This is a genomic window from Pseudidiomarina salilacus (assembly GCF_047323925.1).
GTDB lineage: Bacteria > Pseudomonadota > Gammaproteobacteria > Enterobacterales > Alteromonadaceae > Pseudidiomarina > Pseudidiomarina salilacus.
The window spans coordinates 1,177,202-1,198,739 of the sequence record NZ_CP178751.1; the positions used below are offsets into that span (position 1 = coordinate 1,177,202).

At 50.1% G+C, this 21,538-nt stretch carries 17 protein-coding genes and 1 tRNA gene; 4 read left to right on the top strand and 14 right to left on the bottom strand.

Translation table 11 applies throughout. The features are described from left to right. Positions 1–60 precede the first annotated feature (60 nt). Genes ACJ8W9_RS05755 through ACJ8W9_RS05770 form a run of 4 tightly spaced genes read right to left on the bottom strand, consistent with a single transcriptional unit; the run spans position 61 to position 4,336 of the window. Positions 61–2,064 carry a prepilin-type N-terminal cleavage/methylation domain-containing protein gene (locus ACJ8W9_RS05755; RefSeq protein ID WP_411358908.1) on the bottom strand — a complete coding sequence of 668 codons (2,004 nt, stop codon included), beginning with the start codon at positions 2,062–2,064 and terminating at the stop codon, positions 61–63. Next, on the bottom strand, positions 2,051–3,181 hold the full coding sequence (locus tag ACJ8W9_RS05760) for a hypothetical protein (RefSeq protein ID WP_411358909.1): 1,131 nt from the start codon (positions 3,179–3,181) through the stop codon (positions 2,051–2,053). Before ACJ8W9_RS05760 ends, ACJ8W9_RS05755 begins: the two co-directional genes overlap by 14 nt. Continuing rightward, on the bottom strand, positions 3,171–3,785 hold the full coding sequence (locus ACJ8W9_RS05765; RefSeq protein ID WP_411358910.1) for a PilW family protein: 615 nt from the start codon (positions 3,783–3,785) through the stop codon (positions 3,171–3,173). The genes ACJ8W9_RS05760 and ACJ8W9_RS05765 overlap by 11 nt, the downstream gene beginning before the upstream one ends. After that, positions 3,779–4,336, bottom strand: a complete 558-nt coding sequence (locus ACJ8W9_RS05770; RefSeq protein WP_411358911.1) for a GspH/FimT family pseudopilin — start codon at positions 4,334–4,336, stop codon at positions 3,779–3,781. The genes ACJ8W9_RS05765 and ACJ8W9_RS05770 overlap by 7 nt, the downstream gene beginning before the upstream one ends. A gap of 93 nt (positions 4,337–4,429) precedes the next feature. Here ACJ8W9_RS05770 and ACJ8W9_RS05775 point away from each other — a divergent pair, with 93 nt between their 5' ends. Then, positions 4,430–4,816 (top strand): type IV pilin protein, encoded by a 387-nt coding sequence (locus ACJ8W9_RS05775; protein ID WP_411358912.1) that lies wholly within the window; start codon positions 4,430–4,432, stop codon positions 4,814–4,816. A gap of 16 nt (positions 4,817–4,832) precedes the next feature. On the opposite strand, the gene ispH is transcribed toward ACJ8W9_RS05775, so the two are convergent. The 7 genes from ispH to ACJ8W9_RS05810 form a co-directional block, all read right to left on the bottom strand. Next, entirely contained in the window at positions 4,833–5,777 is a 945-nt protein-coding gene (gene ispH, locus ACJ8W9_RS05780; RefSeq protein ID WP_411358913.1) for a 4-hydroxy-3-methylbut-2-enyl diphosphate reductase, read from the bottom strand. 154 nt (positions 5,778–5,931) lie between these two features. Beyond that, positions 5,932–6,369 (bottom strand): FKBP-type peptidyl-prolyl cis-trans isomerase, encoded by a 438-nt coding sequence (fkpB, locus tag ACJ8W9_RS05785; protein WP_411360941.1) that lies wholly within the window; start codon positions 6,367–6,369, stop codon positions 5,932–5,934. Further along, positions 6,369–6,881 (bottom strand): signal peptidase II, encoded by a 513-nt coding sequence (gene lspA / locus ACJ8W9_RS05790; RefSeq protein WP_411360609.1) that lies wholly within the window; start codon positions 6,879–6,881, stop codon positions 6,369–6,371. The genes fkpB and lspA overlap by 1 nt, the downstream gene beginning before the upstream one ends. Then, positions 6,874–9,726: an isoleucine--tRNA ligase gene (gene ileS, locus ACJ8W9_RS05795; protein WP_411360610.1), complete on the bottom strand. Its 2,853-nt coding sequence runs from the start codon at positions 9,724–9,726 to the stop codon at positions 6,874–6,876. The genes lspA and ileS overlap by 8 nt, the downstream gene beginning before the upstream one ends. A gap of 123 nt (positions 9,727–9,849) precedes the next feature. Continuing rightward, positions 9,850–10,779: a bifunctional riboflavin kinase/FAD synthetase gene (gene ribF, locus ACJ8W9_RS05800; protein ID WP_411360611.1), complete on the bottom strand. Its 930-nt coding sequence runs from the start codon at positions 10,777–10,779 to the stop codon at positions 9,850–9,852. A gap of 234 nt (positions 10,780–11,013) precedes the next feature. Beyond that, entirely contained in the window at positions 11,014–12,555 is a 1,542-nt protein-coding gene (gene murJ, locus ACJ8W9_RS05805; protein ID WP_411360612.1) for a murein biosynthesis integral membrane protein MurJ, read from the bottom strand. A gap of 32 nt (positions 12,556–12,587) precedes the next feature. After that, complete coding sequence (locus tag ACJ8W9_RS05810; protein ID WP_411358918.1) at positions 12,588–12,980, bottom strand: four helix bundle protein; 393 nt, start codon at positions 12,978–12,980, stop codon at positions 12,588–12,590. A gap of 168 nt (positions 12,981–13,148) precedes the next feature. On the opposite strand from ACJ8W9_RS05810, the gene rpsT reads away from it, so the two are divergent. Together rpsT and ACJ8W9_RS05820 are read left to right on the top strand one after the other, a co-directional pair. Beyond that, a complete protein-coding gene (rpsT, locus tag ACJ8W9_RS05815) occupies positions 13,149–13,409 on the top strand; it encodes a 30S ribosomal protein S20 (protein ID WP_034733286.1) in 261 nt (86 codons plus the stop codon). A 60-nt stretch (positions 13,410–13,469) separates the two neighbouring features. After that, positions 13,470–13,546: transfer RNA gene (locus ACJ8W9_RS05820), tRNA-Arg, on the top strand. Between the two features lies 1 nt (position 13,547). Here the strand turns inward: ACJ8W9_RS05820 and ACJ8W9_RS05825 are convergent. Next, a complete protein-coding gene (locus tag ACJ8W9_RS05825) occupies positions 13,548–14,996 on the bottom strand; it encodes a tetratricopeptide repeat-containing sulfotransferase family protein (RefSeq protein ID WP_411358919.1) in 1,449 nt (482 codons plus the stop codon). 154 nt (positions 14,997–15,150) lie between these two features. Between ACJ8W9_RS05825 and ACJ8W9_RS05830 the strand changes: the two genes are divergently transcribed. After that, positions 15,151–16,764 carry a 2OG-Fe(II) oxygenase family protein gene (locus tag ACJ8W9_RS05830; protein WP_411358920.1) on the top strand — a complete coding sequence of 538 codons (1,614 nt, stop codon included), beginning with the start codon at positions 15,151–15,153 and terminating at the stop codon, positions 16,762–16,764. A gap of 5 nt (positions 16,765–16,769) precedes the next feature. On the opposite strand, the gene ACJ8W9_RS05835 is transcribed toward ACJ8W9_RS05830, so the two are convergent. Next, the gene (locus ACJ8W9_RS05835) at positions 16,770–18,344 is read right to left on the bottom strand and encodes a tetratricopeptide repeat-containing sulfotransferase family protein (RefSeq protein WP_411358921.1); all 1,575 of its coding nucleotides are present in this window, start codon (positions 18,342–18,344) and stop codon (positions 16,770–16,772) included. 89 nt (positions 18,345–18,433) lie between these two features. Beyond that, entirely contained in the window at positions 18,434–21,298 is a 2,865-nt protein-coding gene (locus tag ACJ8W9_RS05840) for a TonB-dependent receptor domain-containing protein (RefSeq protein ID WP_411358922.1), read from the bottom strand. Between the last annotated feature and the right edge of the window lie 240 nt (positions 21,299–21,538).

A 21,538-nucleotide genomic window follows, 5' to 3' on the forward strand; every position in this document is an offset into this window, starting at 1 on the left:
GGTACTACCGAAACAAGCGTTTAAATTTGTTCCGATAGTACCACAGATTTTCTGAAAAACTTACTGGATCTCGATGACCACTGGTTGCGCAGTTACGTCCGCTTGGATATCGCTGACGATAACCGAAGAGGGTGAAATGTTGGCGCTACCATCATAAGAAATCGATACTGAGAAGCTCGAACCTGCTGGTACTTGACGACAGGTAAAGAAAGATGTTGTTTTATCAACTTCCACTCGCTCGCAATCGAGGTTTGGATTGGAGACGGTGAAGCCTACTGAGCGCCACTGCGCATTGCCACAAGCTACTATAGATGTTTTATTACCTTGGACTTTGTTGTAAGTACAATCGAGGTCGAAAGTTAACCGATAAAACGTTTGATCACCTGTATCAGAGTAGGTAATTGCAGCATCCACTGAACTATCGTAGAGCATGCTCTGTTCATTGGGGTGGGTGGCGTTACCACCGAGCACCGCGGCATTGCCACTCAAAACGGTTGAAGTAATGGTTGCAGTTCCCGCAGATTGGGTATCAACACGTCCGCGGCTGTAAGTCCCGTAATAGTTCAGTTCCGGGTTAACAATGGTTTCAATGGCTTCATTGGTGACTGTCGCTACTGCTTCTGAGTTTGAGGACCAATTAGACAGTAAGCTTAAGTTCACTTCATAAAACGGTACCATCGCCAACCAGTCTTTTTCACCTGCGTTGATCGCGTCTTTGACTGCCTGTTCGTGTGAGTCGGGCATGATGTCAACAAAAATACCGCGTGAAAGCATTTGGTAAGAGCCCGGAAACAATTCAACATTTCTTCCTTCGGGCTGCTCAGGAGGCGTTGTCCCCATCACTTCCGCATAGACTACATCACGAACATAATCTTCGTACGCCGATGCAGACGCTGAATTCAACAGATACTCACCGTTCATCACCGTGACTGCACTTAAATTCCAATCAGGATACACGTAGAAATAGCCATTCACGCGGCGCATCCGACACGATTCTTCGTAGGTTTGCCCTAACAGGCTTCCGATTAAGCCGACGGCGACCAAATTACCGGCACCGTCGCGAGTAAAATGTTGGTGGTTGCCACCCCGCAGTGAGCGACCGTCATCTTGGCGATAGACATTTTGTGCTGCGACCATTGCTTCGTTGTCATGATGGTCACGACAACAAATGGTGCATGGATCCAGATTCTCTGGCGCCAAGTAGTTGTAATTCTCGGCAGATGGTGCGCTCGAGCCCGCTGGATATCCGATCCGCTTGCTGGTGGGTTGTGAACTGTTCGGATCTAGCACCAAAATGCCATCTTGAAGAATTAGGCGTGCCGGAGTCAAACCTATTGTTGACTCGCCGCCCATGCGACACTCACACTCAACGGTCATGAAATCTTCTATCCGCTGTGTCTGGGTTGCTTGGTTGTAAGTCACGGTATCGAAGTTGACACGTAAACGGTCATCTTTCTTACTAACCTCCGGTGTCGGTTTGGTTGTTTCTCTAATGGAATATTCACTTGCTGCGTCATCATCCGTAAGACGAATGGCAATTACATCCGGTGCCGCACCGGGATTAAATGCGACTTGAGGAGTTTGGCGCATGCCCGGCTGGGTTACGGCCAAACCACCGTCTCGTGCTTCCACCGAGGTATACCAAGATTCTAACTCTAAGCTACCGGCATCGCCACCGCGCTCCGTCCAGCCAACGCTGACCACCACGGCTTTTGCATCTGATACCGACGGCAACGGAGTTGGTGCACTTGGACTGCTCGCCGTGACCCACTCACCAGCAACATAATACTGATCAGTCACTGACCAATTAGAACTAAACTGCTGGTCCGCTCGCGTCACTGTGGCAGAACCTGACGTCAAGTCTTCGTAGGCTTGAAAACGCAATGTTTCGAGGCGTTCACGTGCGACTTCCATTGCCGCTGTTCGTGCCGATGCTCGCTCTGAAGATTGAATGAACATGCGTTGCAAACTGACTAAACCGGCAACGCCAATGGCGATAATTACTAATGCAACAAGGACTTCAACAAAAGTGAAGCCTGTACTTTTGTTTTTACATGAAGTCATTCCAGCTACCTCCAACGCGATACACACGCATGAATTGGTCGCCTGTCGTTATCTGCGACGTAATACTGCCATCGTAGCGAACCAAAAAATTACCGGTCGAGAGATCAACAGACTGGCTCATCACCAGCGCACCAAACACCGAATTCGTACCGTTTAGACTGATGTCCCATGTGCCAAACGTCGGATCATCCGCAGGTGAGAAATGGAACACCATGCCATAGACTTCGGCACCGCCATTCATTCTCAAATCACCGTTATGCACTATCAAAATAACCGGATCATCCGGCGAGCCCACCACGGTATTAGAACTTATTCGGCATTCTCCAGTCACCCAAATAAAGCCCGTGGTGTTGGGACCCAGTGAATCGCAACTATCGAGAATTTCATCAGCTTGACTTCGCAACGACTCCCATTGAGATTCCGGGACCCCAAATAAATAATCTAGTAGGTCATCAGGAAAGTTCGGATCGTTATCAAATATATCAACACCAAAATCCCCTGCTTCGCTTAAAGAGTCCGAGGTGCAATTGTCATTGAGCGCAAACTCGTGTTGTCCACAAGTAGTGAAATTACCACTTCCGGTAATTGCATCTCGTGACCAAATAGAGAGCGGTACTCCCTCACCACCACCATTGGGATTGGCAACAATCTCAAAGCTACCAGATGCCGTACTTGCACCACGAATCGCTAAGGGTACGGTCGGTCCGCCGCGCAACAACGACATCACTGCCAGTTGTTGATTCACTTCTTGGGTTGCTACCCCGTCCGCTGAATTGGCGACGATATTTACGTTAACAATACTGACACGGCCACGTGGTGTGCCGGGATAATCAACCGAAGACAAAGTTGCAGTATAAGGAGAGCCATCGATATCGCCATTAATCACAAGATCGAGGTCAGAAAGATCGTTGTCCAACATCTGTATCGTTTGTTCAAGCCCCGCATCGGCAACTTGCATTGCCTCCTGCATCGCCAAGTGATTGCGCATAATGCGCTGTTCCTGTGCTTTGAAACGGGCAGTATAAAGTGTGACCAAAATAATAATGGCGAGCAGCAGGACCGTCAGTGTGACGGTTGCAAAGCCTGTCGTGCTTTTGTCGAATCGATTAGAACGCATTTCTTAGCACCACTTCGGTTGTTAATGAACGCGTGATATCAGCATCACTTGGCAATGCCACATCTAGTTCGACCGTAATCCGTTGTTCGTTCACTAAATTTATCATTTGCTCAGTTAGGGTAAATTCTAAACCAGTAATTTCAATCATATCGTTGGTAGTGATATTTTCCCAACCTGAGGCATCACAGCCAGCAGAACTGCGACGTAACTGCACACGTCCATCGACTAATCGATAACCAAAATCCTCTGAAGCACCATCGTGCACGCCATCACCGTCGGCGTCATACTCGAACAGAATACAACTATTGACCGTTTCACCGGTGACATTGGCAATAACGATAGAGTCATTAAAGTCAGTACTTGCATTCGTTGGGTCATAGACCAGCCGTGCTGCATCGCCGCGATAGCCTGTGCGCTTAATGTCGCCGACCATTAAATCCATAATGGCTGTTGCTTCCTCATTCAGTTGACTGAGCTTCAAACTACGCGAATTGACCCCGAGTGTATTTGAAAACACAGCCGTCAACGCGGCCATTAACAGCAAACCGAGCGTAATGGTGATCATCAGTTCAACCAAAGATAAACCCTGTTGGCGTTTTAACATGCTGGATAATTCCCAAAATCGCCTGAGGCGTTGCAATAACGCAAACGCCCCAACAAACTCACTACTACACGAACCTCGCCCTCGACGGTGGTACCATCCATGAGTTGGTAACTCACCGAACCGGCGTTTCCTTCTGCAAGGCCGCGCATACCATCAAATCGCGTGTGCTCGCCAGCCGAAAAGTTAGCATTGACACTAATACCGGTGTAATCGGCACTATTAATTTGCCGCAACACACCGTTAATACTGCAATCTTCAGTCAAACAATCGCAATCGTCATCGACCGCTACCGCAGCGCACCAGTCGCTGCCACTTTCATCCCACACCACAAAGCGCGGTTCCGAAGTTCGTAATGCGTCTGAGCGGGCGTACTGCAACAAAGCATAGGTATCTTGCGCCGCGCCTTGCAGTCGCATCGATTTCGCCATATCGAGCATAAGTGGCACACCGGCACCGAGCACGATACTCAGGATCACTAAAGTGACCAGCAGCTCAAGCAGGGTAAACCCACGCTGCAGACCTTTGCCAAATCTCACAAATGTTATGCGCATTGCGTTCTCAGTAAAAATAGCGTATCTATTTTAGTTGTTATGTATGCGTTATAGTGTAGTTCAAAAAATCATCTTTGACGACTAGGACAAGAAATGCAAGCAAAAATAAAGCAGTCAGGTATGACGCTAATCGAGCTAATGATCGTAATCGTGATTATTGGCATCATTGCTGCGGCCGCCTATCCGAATTACGTAGACTATGTTCGCGAGTCTCGGAGGGCAGATGCCATGGGCCAATTGCTGACGCTGCAAATGGCGCAAGAAGAGTATCGATTGAAGAATACGGCTTACGCTGCCTATGCTGATTTGGGCGTGACCGCGAGTAGTGAGTTTTATACCTTTAGCGTGAGTAACGTTGGCACAGAAAGCTACACCATCACCGCAACCGCGACCGGTGGCCAAGCCAATGACACTGGCTGTACGACGCTATCGATTAATCAGAACGACCAAAAGACACCTGCGGAATGCTGGCAGCGCTAGGCTACCAGCTCACCACTTAAGAAACTTCGACTACGCGTAGTTCGGGTGGGATTGAAAAGGTTACGTTTTCTTCACGACCGGAGCGCTCGCTCACAGCCTCGCCACCCCAGGCCTGCAACTGTTTAATGACATCCTTGACCAAAATTTCTGGTGCCGATGCGCCAGCAGTCACGCCAACACTTGCCACACCCTCAAGCCATTGCTGTTGAATACAACTGGCGTCATCAATCAGATGCGCAGGGGTACCCATTTTTTCCGCTAGCTCGCGTAAACGATTGGAATTTGAGCTATTCCGCGCACCGACAACGAGCAACAGGTCAACTTCTGCAGCTAATTCACGCACCGCATCCTGACGGTTTTGGGTGGCGTAACAAATATCATCTTTTCGTGGTCCCTGAATCTCTGGAAACTTGGCACGTAGAGCATCGATGACATCAGCAGTATCATCAACTGACAGAGTGGTTTGGCTCATGTAATGCAATTGGGTGGGATCTTTAACCTCGAGCTTAGCAACATCCGCCACCGACTCGACCAAGTAGATACCACCCTCTGCGTTTGCGTACTGGCCCATTGTCCCCTCAACTTCAGGGTGTCCCGCATGACCAATCAAAATACATTCTTGCCCTTTGCGACTGGCACGGGTGACTTCCATGTGAACCTTGGTCACCAGCGGGCAGGTTGCATCGAATACTTTTAAGCCACGATCTTTCGCTTCTTGGCGTACCGCTTGCGACACACCGTGCGCAGAAAAAATCACGATACTATTGTCTGGCACTTCTTCAAGCTCATCAACGAACATGGCTCCAGCTTGGCGCAGCGAATCGACCACATATTTGTTATGCACGACTTCATGACGCACATAAATCGGTGGTTCAAAAATATCTAACGCACGTTCCACAATGGTAATGGCGCGGTCAACGCCGGCGCAAAAACCTCGTGGATTAGCCAACACAATTTTCATACCAACTCCAATAAAACCCGGCTATTCGCTATTCGGTTGTCGTACGCTTCGCTGTTCGTCCGTGCTTCGCACTATTCGGGCAAGACCGAATAGCGAGCAAAGTGAGCGCACGAACAGGGAGGCGCAGCCGAACGTACGAAACCCGAACATCGAATTATGGGTTTACCTCGATGATTTCGACGGCGAAACGCACCCGCTGCCCTGCTAACGGATGATTAAAATCAATCGTCACAAACTGTTCATTGATCGAACGCACAATGCCCGGCAACTGCGTGCCATCTGGCTGCGGGAAAGTGAAAATTTGACCTTCCTCAGGGCGCCCATCAGTGAACTTGGTCGTCTCTACTTGATAGTAGTTGTCTTTGTTCGGCATGCCAAAAGCATCTTCGGGCGCCAACTCAAACTCACGATTATCACCAGCTTTGAGACCAATGAGACAAGCTTCAAAATTTTCCGTTAAGGAACCGTCACCGACCCGGAACTTCGCTGGCTTGCCCGACATTTTGGTACTGTCGGCGACTGAGTCATCGGTCAGCTTAATGGTAAAATGCAAAATCACTTCCCGGCCATGCTCAATAGGAAGACGACTGATCATGCGCGTTGCTCCTGACGTTGTTCAAAGAATGCTTCGAGTAACATAAGTACTGCGCCAACGGTAATTGCCATGTCGGCAACATTAAAAGCTGGCCAATGCCAGTTGTTTACGTAAACGTCGATAAAATCGATGACATAACCGTGCCATAAACGGTCAATGACATTACCAATGGCACCCGCCAAGATTAGTGAAAAGGCAAGATTCTGCCGCCACAATCCGACTGGGTTACGGCGCAACCACACCAACAAAATAATCGACACGGCGAAAGCTAACAGGGTGAATAACCAACGTTGCCAACCACCTTGGTCACTTAAAAAGCTAAACGCCGCGCCAAAGTTCTGCACGTAAGTGAAATTCAAGTACGGCATAATGGCGATACTTTCATACAGATCGAACGCACTGACCACCCATTGTTTGGTCACTTGGTCGATGATGATCAGCACCAGCGACAACCACAGAAACTGCAGTCCACTGGCACGTTTTTGGCTTACGGCTGTTGCGTTAGGCAAAATGACGTTCCTCACCTGCACCTTCAACGTTGGTCACACAACGCTGACATAAAGTTGGATGTTCAGCAATGGTACCGACCTCAGGTCGGTGATGCCAACAACGCTCACACTTGCTGAAGCTGGTTTTCGCAACTTTTACCCAGAGACCTGCAATCTCTGTTGCTTGGGCATCAACAGGTGGTTGCTCCACGCTGTTCACTTCGACTGCCGAGGTCAACAATACAAACCGCAGCTCCTCGCCTAACGAAGCGAGCTGCTGCGCCAAATCTGCTTGTGCATACAGCGTCACAGTTGCTTGCAATGAGCCACCAATCAGGTCGTCACGACGCGCTTGTTCCAGCGCCCGGTTCACTTCGTCTCGAACTTCGAGCAAACGCTGCCAGAACGCATTGTCTTCGTCACTCACTGCGATGCCATCAGCGCCACGATACCACGCCTCGGTAAATACATAGTCACTGCGTGCAGCGCCGTTGGCGTCTTGGGCTGGCAATGCAGTCCACACCTCTTGTGCAGTAAAGCTACAAATCGGTGCTAACCAGCGCACCAACATTTCAGCAATGTGATACAGCGCAGTTTGGCACGAGCGCTGTGCGACACTGTCACGTTTCGCGGTGTACTGACGGTCTTTAATCACATCCAGATAGAAGCTGCCCAGTTCGATTGAACAGAAGTGCATCAAGCGCTGCACCACGTTGTGGAACTGATAGTTGTCGTAAGCGTCGAGCAATTCTTCTTGCAACGCCACCGCACGGGCGACAATCCAACGATCCATGGCGACCATTTGCTCCGCCGGCACGGCGTGCTGAGCTGGGTCAAAGGCGTTGATGTTAGCTAACAAGAAACGTGCAGTGTTACGCAAGCGACGATAGCTGTCGGCCGCGCGCTTCAAAATCTCGTCTGAAACCGTCATTTCGGCCGAATAATCGGTCGCCGCCACCCACAAACGCAGAATGTCACCACCGAGTTTGTTCATCACTTCTTGCGGAGCCACAACGTTACCGATAGATTTCGACATCTTGCGGCCCTGGCCATCAACAGTGAAGCCATGGGTAAGCACTTGCTTGTAAGGTGCTTGCTGATACATCGCAACACCCGTTAACAATGACGATTGGAACCAACCGCGATGTTGGTCTGAACCCTCAAGGTACAAGTCAGCAGGCCACTGTAAGCCTGGTGTTTTATTCAACACAGCTTCATGAGTCACGCCAGAGTCAAACCAAACATCGAGCGTGTCCGTCACTTTGCGGTAATTTTTGGCTTCGTCACCTAGCAGCTCTTCAGCATCTAGGTCAAACCATGCTTGTATACCATCCTGCTCGACTCGCTGCGCGACCTGCTCCAATAGCTCCAAGGTGCGCGGATGCAGTTCGTCGGTATCACGATTCACAAACACTGCAATCGGGTTACCCCAGGTACGTTGCCGTGAAATACACCAATCTGGACGCCCGTCCACCATACTTTCAATGCGGCTTTGGCCCCATTCAGGCACCCAACGTACTTGCTTGATTTGCTTGAGTGCATTGGCACGCAAGCCTTGCTTGTCCATGCTGATGAACCATTGCGGGGTCGCGCGGAAAATAATTGGCGTTTTATGGCGCCAGCAGTGCGGATACGAATGCTGGTAGGCTTCGTGGTGCACCAAGCGTCCAGCGTCTTTCAAGGCCTCGACAATATTGTCATTGGCTTTCATCACGTGCTGACCAGCGAACATCGGAGTATCTTCTTTATAGACCCCATTATCGCCCACTGGATTGTAAACTTCGATGCCGTAACGCTGACCTACCAAGAAGTCATCGACACCATGGCCTGGCGCAGTATGTACGCAGCCCGTACCCGATTCAGTAGTGACGTGCTCGCCCAAAATTAGCGGTACATCGATGTCGCTAAACAGCGGATGATGCACACGCATGTTTTCCAATGCTGCGCCTTTGGCGAAACCTAATTTGTGATAGTCATCGATGCCCCAACGCTCCATCGATGCCTTGACCAGCTCGTCAGCAATGATCAAACGCTGCGCTGGTTTACCGTCTTTCGCCTCAACCTGCACTAAAGCGTATTCCAACGCCGGATGCAGCGAGATCGCACGGTTCGCCGGGATGGTCCAAGGTGTCGTGGTCCAAATCACTACGCCAACTTCTCCGCTGCCAGGATGCCCTTCAGGATGATCAAAGGCCGCCACCACAGCAGCTTCGTCAACCGGCACAAAGCTCACATCAATCGCTGGTGAACGCTTGTCTTGGTACTCCACTTCCGCTTCAGCAAGCGCCGAACCACAGTCGGTACACCAATGCACTGGCTTAAAGCCCTGTTGCATATGGCCATTGGCAATAATTTTACCCAGCGCACGAATACTGTCTGCTTCCTGCTTAGGATTCATGGTCAAATAAGGATTATCCCAATCGCCAAACACCCCTAAGCGTTTAAAATCTTCGCGTTGCTGCTCAACTTGCGACATCGCATAGTCACGACAATGCTGACGAAACTCAGCAACCGAGAGCTTCTTGCCTGGTTTGCCATGCTTTTTCTCAACTTGCAGCTCGATTGGCAAACCGTGACAATCCCAACCCGGCACATAAGGCGCATCAAAATCGCTTAGCGTTTTCGCTTTAACGATGATGTCTTTCAGAATCTTGTTAACCGCATGGCCAATGTGAATCTGACCATTCGCATATGGAGGGCCATCGTGCAAAATAAAAACCGGCTTACCCGCTTTTGCCACGCGAATCTTGCCGTAGACGTCGTCGGCATACCACTGTTCAAGCATTTGCGGCTCGCGCTGCGCGAGGTTGCCACGCATCGGAAACTCAGTTTCCGGTAAATTCAGCGTGTGTTTGTAGTCGGTCATTATCTGGGTTCCTTTTTCGAGCTTAGTGAAAACTCGGTTACTTATCTCTATTCAAACTATCTAAAAGCGTTATTCGTTACTGGTTATTCGTTAGGGGGAGGCGATAACGACCGCCCTTAACGATTACCGATTAACGACTAACGTCTTTGCTTTCTGCGCGTCCGCGACGATTTGCTGCTTAAGAGCTGCGAAATCTGCGAATTTTTGTTCCGCACGAATAAAATGCGTCGGCAGAACTTTCAGCTGCTGACCGTAAAGATCACCAGTGAAATCGAACAAGTGCACCTCAAGTTGCACCCGCTCACCATTTAACGTCGGTCTGCGCCCAATATTAGCAACACCAGCGTGCATTTTGCCATCATTGCTTTGCACCTGCACCGCAAAAACACCCTGCAGCGGCGACCGCAGCCGTTTTAACTGAATATTAGCCGTCGGGAAACCAATGGTGCGACCTTTTTTCTCACCATGCACCACCCGCCCTGCAAAAGCATAGGGGCGCCCAAGCATTGCCGCAGCTTGCGCAAAATCACCCGCATTTAGTGCTTCGCGAATCGCCGTACTACTGACGCGCTGCTGCTGTTGTCGATAACTATGGGTATCGACCACTTCGAATCCCAGTTCCGCTCCAGCGCGCTGCAACATGGCAAAATCACCTTCGCGACCATGACCGAAACGGAAGTCATCGCCAACCACTAAAAACTGCACACCCAGTTGCTTCACCAATACTTCATCGATGAATTTGCGTGCTGGCAAATTCGCAAACTTACGATTGAATTCAATCACGATGTGACGGTCGACGCCCTGCGCACGCAAGGCTAAATGTTTCTCACGAAAATTCGTCAGTCGGGCCGGCGCGCTGCTCGGCTGAAACAGTTCTTGCGGTTGCGGCTCAAAAGTCATGACTGTCGCTGGCACACCGCGCGCCAAAGCTTGCGCTTTCACTTGTGCGAGTACCGCCTGATGCCCCAAATGGACACCATCAAAATTACCGATGGTCAGCACACAACCACGGTGTTGCGCGCGAATATTATGAATTCCACGAATGAGTTGCATCAGAGCTTTGCGAGCCTGTTGAGTCAGTTGCTTAACAAAGCGGCGATTATAACAGGCTGGGCAAAGGCTAACCAGCCGCAGAACACGCAAAATCTAAGTTCGTGCTTCGTGGTTCGTACGCTTCGCTGTTCGTCCGGTCGGCTTTGCCTCCCTCTTCGAATGTGCCTCACCGAGCAGCGCGTAGCGCGCACGAACAGCGCAGCGTACGAAAACCGAACAGCGAAGCGCACGAAGTTAGCGGAGTTTAACGCGGAGCAGGAGCAGCACTGCCAAATAACTCAACGCGCCGGCGCCAATCAGCAGACTCAAGCGCCACACCCGCGCCATAAACTCTGCTGCAAGCCACCAGTCACGCGTTGGCGCAAAATACACAAGCAAGGCAATCATCGCCAGCACCGCAGCAGTCACTTTGCTGAGATAGGTGAGTGTGCCCGGATAGCGTTTAAGCACCCCATCACGCCACAAGTTGTATCCTAATAAGCCAGCGTTAAGTGCCGCCGACATCGAGGTTGCGATCGCTAAGCCGACATAGCCAAACGGAATCGCAAAAATGACGTTAAATACCATGTTGCTAACCATTGCGATGATGCCGTATTTGACCGGCCGCTTGGTGTCCTGCCGCGAATAAAAGCCAGTCGCTAGCACCTTGACCAGCATAAAGCTCAGTAAACCCGAGCCATAGGCATAAAGACTGTAGGAAGCAAAACGCGCATCTTCAGGGGTAAATTCACCGCGCATAAACAACACCATCAACATTGGCTCTGCCAACACAATCAAACCCGCCATCGCTGGCAAGCCCAACAGCACCACCTTACGGATGCCCCAATCCAGAGTGCGACTGAACTCTTCCGCGGATTTATCCACATGGCGCGACGACAGCGCCGGTAAAATCACCGTGGCAATGGCAATACCAAACAGTCCCAAAGGAAACTCAAGTAAGCGATCGGAGTAATACAGCCAACTAATCGAACCGCTCATCAAAAAGGAAGCAATAAAGGTATCGAGCAGCAAATTGATCTGACTGACCGACACCCCGAACAGCGCCGGAATCATTAAGGTGCGGATTTTAGTGACCCCAGGGTCACGCCAACCCCACCGTGGCCGCACCAACAGCCCAGCGCGTTTCAGAAACGGAATTTGGAACAAGAACTGCACTAAGCCACCGGCAAAGACGCCCCACGCGAGAGCGTATTCGGGTTGTTCAAGCTGTGGCCCCAACCACAACGCAAAACCTATGATCGCGACATTCAAAAACACTGGCGTAAACGCAGCCACCGCGAATTTACCCAGCGTGTTGAGAATCGCGCCAGCTAATGCAGTGAAAGTGATAAACCACAAATACGGAAAGGTGATGCGCAACAAGTCCGATGCCAACACAAACTTGTCGCCCTGCGGACCATCATTGTACCAGTCGACAAACCACCCCATACCAAATAGCGCCGCTACTATCGGCGAGCCAATCACCCCAATCAAGGTGACAATAGTGACGAGCGTACCGAGCGTCCCTGAGACGCGCGCCACCAAAAGTCTGGTATCTTCCAGCGGCTTACCTTGCTTATATTCAGTCAGCACAGGCACAAACGCCTGCGCAAAGGCGCCCTCTGCGAATAGACGGCGCAAAAAATTCGGAATTTTATTAGCAAAAAAGAAGACGTCGGCAGCAGCGCCAGCCCCCATCAGGTTGGCAATCACAACATCGCGCACGAGCCCGAGCACGCGCGAGATCAGCGTCATAGCGCTGACAATGATTCCAGATTTAGCAAGTGATTTAGACAACGAGTACCCCGTTATTCGTTATTCGTTATTCGTTATTCGTTACGCGTGGTTCGTACGCTTCGCTGTTCGGTATTCGTCCGCTCCGCTATTCGGAGGCGCACCACTCGAATTAAGGCATTCAATAACTGATAGGTTCCAGATAATAAGTCATTTTCCTCTGAATCGATATATCCCAAGCGCATTGCGATTGTCATTTGTATCTTCAGCTCAGCGATAGATCCGCGGGCAATATAAAGAAATCTTAAGAAGTCTTTGTCTGAAGCTCTGTGCGCTCCCTCTTCAATATTACTGGGTATACTAACAGCACACCTTTGCATCTGGCTCGATAAGCCGAACCTTTCGCTAGCAGGGAAGCCCCCAGTGACTCTATACACCTCGCAACACAGCTCAATCGCGACCTTCGTAACTAGCAATTCCCTTGCCATGTAATGCTATCCTTGTGTTTGAGTCCTTACCGAACAGTGTAACGCACGAACAGCGAAGCGTACGAACCACGAATAGCGAATATCGCACTTGACTTTAAACTCGAAAACAGGCATATTCCCCGCCCTAATAAACCATTGCACACAGATAACGAATTTTAGGAGTTCACCTTGGCTAACATTAAGTCTGCGAAAAAGCGTGCGGTCCAAGCGGAAAAAAACCGTCGCCACAACGCGAGCCGTCGCTCAATGATGCGTACCTTGTTGAAGAAAACTATCGCTGCTATTGAAGCTGGCGATAAAGCAGCTGCGCAACAAGCGTTCGCAAGCTTGCAACCGACTCTTGATCGCTATGCGACCAAAGGTCTGATCGGCAAAAACAAGGCAGCTCGTCATAAGAGCCGTTTGAGCGCGAAAATCAACGCTCTGTAATTGCCCAAGGCGTAAGCATGTATTGAAAAAACCGGCTCATGGGCCGGTTTTTTTACGTCTGTCCCCGTAGCTCAGCTGGATAGAGCAGCCCCCTCCTAAGGGGCAGGTCGCAGGTTCGACTCCTGCCGGGGACGCCAGCTATTGCTTAGGCTCTGGCCACGGCGGCAAAAATTCGGCGTAGTTTTTGTAACGCTGAATTGAACGGGTATAAAGTGGTTGGCGAACTTGCCACACGCTGGCAGTGCGCACGCTGTTGCGGCGTTGGTGAAAGTCCAAACAAGCTGCCTGCCATGGCAAATCAAGCCACTCGAGTAATGCCCGTAATTGCTGTTCTGGCTGTTGCACCACCTGCTCATAATCAATCGTATAAATATCTGCCCCAAAGTCTTGCTGCCACTCTGTCAGAAGCTGCTCCTGTTGCGCAATGAACGCAAGCGTGTCACTGATACTGTTGGCGTAATTCATGCCCGCACCCAACCGAGTGAAATAAACCGACAATGCATTGTCTAGCGGATGCCGTTTAGTGACGATAAACTTGGCTTCTGGTAGTGCGCGCTTGATCAGTCCCATGCGCCAAATATTGTCTGGCCGCTTGTCGGTGAAATAACGCTGCGCTGGCAGCCGCTCACTGACAAAGTTCAGGTACTCGGCGCCTAATTGCCGGGCCAGCGCGTTTGTTGCGGCTTGACCGCGGCGCGCTGGATCAAAGCGCGCAAAGAAATCGAGCTCTCCCCCGGTGCTAACTTCAGAGTGAGCGCCTAGCATCTGCTCTAATAAGGTTGAGCCGGAGCGGAACATACCGCAAATAAACACTGGAATACCCTGCGCACCGACCGAGTTAGCGGTGGGTTCAACCTCTAACCAAGCTGTTTGTGCGCGCGCGAACGCCTGCTGTTGCTCTGCTTGCCAAGCTGGCATCCTTTGCGCATTAAGCTTGTTCGCCTGCTGGTAAAATGAAAATGCCGTGGCGAACTCAGCGCAATCGTCATGCGCTTTGCCCAGTGCAAACAGTAAATCAACGTGGTCGTCGTGCGGCAAGTTTGCTTGCGCCAGCAGTTGTTGCATGGCGGATATCAAGGGATCAGCGCTAGCGTCGAATTGGGTCACGTCAGCAAGGCGAGCAAAAGCATAGCCGTTGATCGGCTCGAGTTCGATAACTTTGCGAAAGCATGCCGCAGCAGCGCTACGATCGCCTTGCTGCTCGTGACAATTGCCTAAATTAAGGAGTGCAGGCAAGTAATTTGGCCGGAGCGCAAGTGCCTGTTCGAATGCCGCCAATGCAGCTTGATTGTCGAGTAGGCCCTCATTGTGGATTACACCAATATTCAACCAAACTTCCTCTGGGCTATCGATACCCAGTTTCAGCGCGCGCTGATAATGCTCAATCGCTAGCTGAAAGTCGCCGGCATGGCGCAGGTAGAAGGCACAGTTGTACCAAGCGCCAGGATATCGCTCAAACTGGTGCAGGTTGGCCAAATAAAGATCAACAGCATAACGAGCGCGCCCCTGCTGCCATGCTTGTTGTGCTGCTTGGTCGAGTTGCGGCAACTGCGAGAACTGCGGCAATGAATGATGTTCAGGCGTCATAAATCGGCGGTGAATCCTAATGAGCGAATGTCGCAAGCCTAGCAAGTTTAACCCGTTGAGAAAACACTGTTTTGCAACGATAGCGTTGTCTGTTGCGCGGTTCTTAGTTAGTCTGTATCCATCATCTGACGCAAAAATAGACGTAGTATCAACGATGCAACCGCAACAACGCTACCAACAAGCCATTCAAACCTTTCGTGCCGGACAACACGCGGAATCTGCCCAACATTGCCAACAACTGTTGCAGTTGCAGCCAAAGCACCCTGATGTATTGCATCTGCTCGGTTTGAATCTGCAAGCACTACAACAGCCACAAGACGCAGCACGCATTTTTAAATTTGTGCTGCAACAGCAGGCTAATCACAAAGGCGCACAAAAGTCGTTGATTGGCCTCTACAATCGTTTAGGTTTGCAGGAAGACGCCTTGCCACTCGCGACACTGTTGGTCAAGCAGCACAGCAATGACCCTGAAGCTGTTTTTTTACAGGCGCAAACACTGCGTGACCTCGGTCATTTTGACCAAGCTCTGCAACTTATCGAGCCGCTACGCGACCAATTGCCACAGGCTTGGCCGTTATTAGATTATTTGTATGCCGGCGTGCTGCATGATCTTGATCGTTATAATGATGCCGAGCAGGTGTTATTAGCCTTGGTGGCAGCGCAACCTGAGTACATCGATGCCCATACCACCTTGAATAAATTGTACTGGGAGCAGGGTCCGCAAGAGAAGTTCATGGATTCTATTCGTACCGCGCTAGCACAGTTACCGCAATCTCGTGCCTTACATTATTGTTATGCTGTGCACTTTCTCATCGCGGACCGATATGAGCAATGCCGGGCCGCGGTTGAGAACGCATTACAGTTGTTCCCGAATGCTGCAGAGTTTGTCCACTTGCTTGGCTCGACGTTCGCCCGCGAGGACGCGAATGATCAAGCAATGCAGCATTATCTACGCGCGCTTGAACTGCAGCCTAATAGCGATCGGTATCAACTTGATGTGGCCAATCTTTTCATCAAAGCGGGTGATTATGAGCGCGCACTCAGCCATCTCGACAAAGCTGAGCAACTCGCGCCTGATAACCAAGAAATGTGGGCCTACAAAGGCTTGTGCTATCGCTTGTTGAATGATCCGCGTTCGCAATGGCTCGATGACTACGACGGTTTTGTACAAGCATTGCCGATTGATGTACCGCCTGAGTATGCAAGCCGTGAGGCATTTATTGATGCGGTCGTGACGGCCCTCGACGGATTGCACAAAAGCGCCCAACAGCCGCTCGATCAGAGTGTCCGTAATGGCACCCAGACCGTCGGCTATCTGTTTCAACAGCAGCACCCAGCCATTCAGCAATACAAACAAATGTTGGAACGGGCAACTCAGCGCTACTTAAAAAGTCTACCTAATGATGCAAAACACCCTTTCTTGCGACGCAAACAGCAACAATTTCGCTTCACTGGGGCCTGGTCGGTCAAACTCAAGGAAAGCGGTTTCCACACTAATCACGTTCATCCCAAGGGCTGGTTATCCTGTTGTAGCTACTTAAAAGTGCCTAGTAACGTAAGGCAGGACGACCCACAACGTCAGGGATGGATTAAATTTGGCGAAACCTCAATGCAGCTTGGCGAGCGTGAACAAATCGCCAAAGCGGTCTGTCCACAAGCTGGTTATGTGGTGTTTTTTCCAAGTTACTTTTGGCACGGCACAGTGCCGTTTGCAGGAGATGAGGTGCGGATGACCTTACCGGTCGATATCGCGCCGCACCTCATTTAACAAACCTAATTAGCCTTCAAGATACTCTGCATCGGACGCAAGAACTCCGCATAGTGCTGCGCTTTACCTACTGATGATGCATGCACTGGCTGACGCACTTGAGCTGCACTCGCAGTCGTTGAAGCCGATGCTTGCTCATGAAAAGCGAGAACCTCGTCTTGCCATTTGAGCCCGCAGTGCGCTAGCAGTTTACGCGCCTGTTGTTCAGTATCAGTGACGACGTCTTCATAGGCTAACGTCAACATGGCGTCACCACAAAGTTCACGCCACATCGCCATCACTTCACGGTATTTGTTGAAGTAGCGAGCCAATTCTTTCTGGTCATACGAGAAATTGTAGACTTGATAGAACATGGTTTTATAGATGGCATAACAGGCATCAAGCGGGTCACGGGTGAGATCAACAATTTTAGCGTGCGGTAGCGCCTTGCGAATAAAGCCTACATACAAATAATTGAACGGCAGCTTATCGACCACAAACAGTTTGCCTTTGGCAAGTTCCGCCGCTTGTTGCATATAGCGCTCGCCGATCTGCTGAAAATCAACCTGCTGCAGTGCTTGATCGCGCGATAAAGTGTTGTCACTTTCTTGCACAATGCCATTAATCGCCGTATTAACCAACCACGGAAAATCTTGGAATTCCCCGATACTAGCTACATGGTCGTGGGCTGCAAGCATACGCTCCACTAAAGTAGTGCCAGTACGCGGCATGCCAACGACGAAAATGGGTGTGACCTGCGGCTTTTTAGTTTGTTTCACAGGAGTGAGATCGAATTCTCCAGCCGTCTTAATCAGGGTATCGATCGCATCTAATTCGCTGCGCTCATCGTAAATAACCAATGCCCGTTGTGCTTTGTTGGCTTTTTCGAGCACTTTAAAACTGGCCTCATACTGCCCTAAATCTTCGTATTCTTTGGCCAACGCAAACCAGATCGGCGCGTCATACTTATCGGCCTGCTTCAAGCGCGCCTCAAGCTCAGCAATATGGTTCTTCTTCTCTGTTTGTTTACGGATCTGTGAGCGCATGTGATAAGCCCGCGCGGCTTTCCCTTGGGTAGCTTCGATCACCCAATCAAGATTCTTTTCGGCGGCACTCATTTTATTGGTGAAAAACTGATTCATCGCTTGCGCAAAGCGAATATCAACATGCTCTGGATGCTCTTTCGCGAGTCGATTCAGCAATGTCAAAGCCTGCTGTGGCATATCGAGCTGTTGGTAAATCTTAGCTAACTCATGGGTAAAGCCTGGTCCTACCTTGATTTTCTTATCTGCATATTTCAGCAACTCAAGTGCCTTTGCACGTTGACGTGAAGCCAATAACGCATTCAGTTTATCTAATACGAAAACCGGTTGGTCAGGCACTTCATTAAGCGCTCTGTCGATGTAACCAAGTGCATCGCTCGGGTAGCCTACTTGCATCGCCAGTTGAAAGGCACGATGTAGTACCGGAACTGCAGTGACCTCTTCACCTGCTGCTGAACGGATCAGCTGTCGCGCTGCTTCGAATTGTTGTTGTCGAGCAAGTTTTTCGACCGCACTTGCTACTTGCGGTAACGGATCCTGACGGGTTTGCGACTGCATTGTTATAACCTACTTCATTTTCAAGAAGACAAACAAAAAGCGGCGACCGAGGCCGCCGCTTTAAATTGTCGTGCTATTGCACCATTCGCTTAGAAGCGAACAGTTACGCTAGCGTGGATGTAACGACCAAGTGTGTCGTAGAAACCAGCCACTGTGTTAGCGTTGTTAGACAAGGTAACACCCATCATTGGTGGTTCTTTGTCAAACACGTTGTTGATACCAACCATTACAGAGGTATTTTCGCTTACGTCGTAAGCACCGACCAAGTCGATATAGCTCTGTGCAGAGATACCTTTACCTGCCAACAAGGTGTCAGTGGTTCCTTCGTAGTCAACTTGACCGAAGTAACGCCACTTCGCAGTTGCGCTCCACGCACCGTCACTTGCATAGTTAAGTGACAAGGTGTGACGCCATTTTGGCTGCGCGAAACACTGGGTGCTGATCAGGCCGCTACAGTCGTAGTCGAACTCTGGGAACTCAGTGTTAGGCTGGAAGATTTTCTCAAGGTTATAAGTACCGATGACTTTCGCAGTCAATACACCACCAGCGAAGTCTTCGTCAACGTAGTTGGTGCTTAAGTCAACACCACGAAGGACACGGCCACCTAAGTTTTCGTTAGGCAGGATCAAGTAGCCTTCTTCACCACGCCACAAGCTGCCTGATGGAGCACGGACAACTTTGTCACAGTACTCACCTGTTTCAGCACACTGCTCGAGGATAACTGAAGGCGCCAAAGTAGTGATAACGTCTTCAATCTCGATGTCGTAGTAGTCAAGGCTGAAGTTGAAGTTGTCAGTAGGCTGAGCAACAACACCAACAGTCCAGGTATTTGCGATTTCTGGGTTCAGGTCAAGGTTACCTGAGAACAAACCGTTGTACTGGCCAGCAGGGTTCGCACCGATGTTGCCGTATTGGTCTGGAGTTACACCCGTATTCGCACACTGTGCAGCTGAGTAAACTGGGTCAGAACCGGCACACGGATCTTCACCGCCCCACAGACCTAATGAAGTACCAGTGAACAAATCACCAACGTTTGGTGCACGCACCGCACGGTTGAAGCTTGCACGGATCTTCAGGTTGTCAGTTGGATCGTAGTCGACCAATACTTTGTAGGTTGATTCACCGCCTGAGCTGCTGTAGTCAGAGTAACGAGCACCTAATTCAAGCGCTAAGCTTTCAACACCTTCGATACCGTCAACGATCGGCATACGTAGCTCACCGAAGAGTTCGCCAACGTTGAAGCCACCAGCGATGCTTTGCGTCGGACCGCCTTGACCAGACAACTGACCAAGTTTGTAAACTTCATCCGCAGTACGTTCGAAGTCAACTTCACGGCTCTCTGCACCGATTACCGCAGCAAACGGATAGTCAGAGCCAGGCAAGCTGATATCAAGGTCGCCAGCCAAGTAACCAGAAACGATACGTTGCGTAGTGATACCGGTCATTACCGCAGTACCGCCAAGTGCGTCAGCTGCTTCAGCAGTTACGCCGCCTGGAGTAAACACGTTGTATGGTAAACAACCGTCAGCACATTCAGGAGAGTTTACATCGCCCAATGCTTGACCGATACGTGGAACATAGAAGTCGTTTACATAAGCAGTGCTCGAAGAAGCTTGACCCAACTGGAAGTTAATATCATAAACCCAGTTGTTGCTTAAATAACCTTCGATACCAGCTACGATACGAAAAGTATTGTGTTCAAGCTGGTTCTGACGTGGACCACCTTCAACGTTACGCTTACCAATGTAGGCACCGACTTGCTCAACGTCTGGACCGAACGTGTCAAAGAACTGCTGGCGCTGTGCGTCGCTAAAGCGTGGGTTATCGATATCCAACGTGAAACGCTGGAAGAACACGCCTGATTCAGCAATCTGTGCAACCGTACGGTTGTGCATGAAGCTGGTTTCTAAGTAGGCTTTAGAGTCGTCAGTAACTTGATACTCAACGAATGCGCCTAAAGTGTAACGTGTGTCAGGACGCATGAAGTGGTTGACTGGCGCGTAGTTGTAGACGTTGGTGCCGTCGTAAGGAGTAAACAGACCGTCTTGGCCCAAGCTCCATAAGACTTCTTGCGAACCGTCGTAAGCACCGTCAACAATTGGTGCGAAGTAGCTGTTAGGCGATGGCGCAGTTGCAGATCCACCACACGAAGTAGCAGCACCGTTCAATGCACATGATGAGTAGTCACGTGCACCTTGGCGCAGCTCTTCTACTTCACGCCATGTAGCGTAAGCAGTTGCGTGACCACGGCCACCACCGAATTCACCACCGATAGTCAAATCGATGTTGTGTTGACGACCGTCGATACCGCTGCTTCCGCTTGGGTATTCGAAGTTACGGTTGTCCATCAGACCTTGAATGTAAGAGTTGCCATTGTTGTGTTGGAAACCAGAGGTACCGGCAACAATTTCAACACCTTCAAAGTCGTCTTTCATTACGAAGTTAACAACACCAGCTACCGCGTCAGCACCGTAGGTAGCAGAACCACCACCGGTCATAACTTCTACGCGCTCAACGAGTGCTGCTGGGATTTGGTTGATGTCTGGTGATTCTGAGTAGATACCACCTGACTGCAAACGACGACCGTTCACGAGCACCAAAGTACGCTCTGCACCCAAACCACGAAGGTCAAGTGAAGCTGTACCGGTCGCGCCGTTAGCGATGTACGAAGTTTGTGCTGCCTCGATTTGCGGCAAGCTGTTCATCAAGTCTTCGATTTTAGTGAAGCCTGATACTTTGATTTCTTCTGATGAAGTAATTTGAACTGGGCTGGCAGATTCATAGTCAGTACGAGTAATACGTGAACCTGTAACCGTGATGCGCTCTTGCGCTTCTTCAGCCTGTTCTTCTTCAGACTGGTCTTGCGCAGCGGCTGTGCCCGTCAGTGCTAAAGAAGCACCACCGAACATCAGTGCTAAGCGGATAGACTTAGCTAAGTTGCTATTCTTATACATTATATCTTCTCCCTGGATCACTTTAGGTTAGTGATTTCTAGCCATACCAAACACGGCAAAAAACACCACATTCAGCAAGTACTTAACTCGACAATCTGTGCGTTTAAAGCGACAAATTACGATTAAGTTCTCTTGATACTAATCAAAAAGAAGGAATAGGGCAAGCACCTATGACGCACGAATTTAAAACAATTTCGTGCGTTTTTAGTGGTTAACATTTGACCTAAACTTTCATTACAT

Excerpts from the sequence above, each read along its gene's own strand:
- ACJ8W9_RS05755 (WP_411358908.1), bottom strand. The coding sequence starts at position 2,064 with ATGACTTCATGTAAAAACAAAAGTACAGGCTTCACTTTTGTTGAAGTC.
- ACJ8W9_RS05760 (WP_411358909.1), bottom strand. The coding sequence starts at position 3,181 with ATGCGTTCTAATCGATTCGACAAAAGCACGACAGGCTTTGCAACCGTC.
- ACJ8W9_RS05765 (WP_411358910.1), bottom strand. The coding sequence starts at position 3,785 with ATGTTAAAACGCCAACAGGGTTTATCTTTGGTTGAACTGATGATCACC.
- ACJ8W9_RS05770 (WP_411358911.1), bottom strand. The coding sequence starts at position 4,336 with ATGCGCATAACATTTGTGAGATTTGGCAAAGGTCTGCAGCGTGGGTTT.
- ACJ8W9_RS05775 (WP_411358912.1), top strand. The coding sequence starts at position 4,430 with ATGCAAGCAAAAATAAAGCAGTCAGGTATGACGCTAATCGAGCTAATG.
- ispH (WP_411358913.1), bottom strand. The coding sequence starts at position 5,777 with ATGAAAATTGTGTTGGCTAATCCACGAGGTTTTTGCGCCGGCGTTGAC.
- ileS (WP_411360610.1), bottom strand. The coding sequence starts at position 9,726 with ATGACCGACTACAAACACACGCTGAATTTACCGGAAACTGAGTTTCCG.
- ribF (WP_411360611.1), bottom strand. The coding sequence starts at position 10,779 with ATGCAACTCATTCGTGGAATTCATAATATTCGCGCGCAACACCGTGGT.
- ACJ8W9_RS05810 (WP_411358918.1), bottom strand. The coding sequence starts at position 12,980 with ATGGCAAGGGAATTGCTAGTTACGAAGGTCGCGATTGAGCTGTGTTGC.
- ACJ8W9_RS05825 (WP_411358919.1), bottom strand. The coding sequence starts at position 14,996 with ATGACGCCTGAACATCATTCATTGCCGCAGTTCTCGCAGTTGCCGCAA.
- ACJ8W9_RS05830 (WP_411358920.1), top strand. The coding sequence starts at position 15,151 with ATGCAACCGCAACAACGCTACCAACAAGCCATTCAAACCTTTCGTGCC.
- ACJ8W9_RS05835 (WP_411358921.1), bottom strand. The coding sequence starts at position 18,344 with ATGCAGTCGCAAACCCGTCAGGATCCGTTACCGCAAGTAGCAAGTGCG.
- ACJ8W9_RS05840 (WP_411358922.1), bottom strand. The coding sequence starts at position 21,298 with ATGTATAAGAATAGCAACTTAGCTAAGTCTATCCGCTTAGCACTGATG.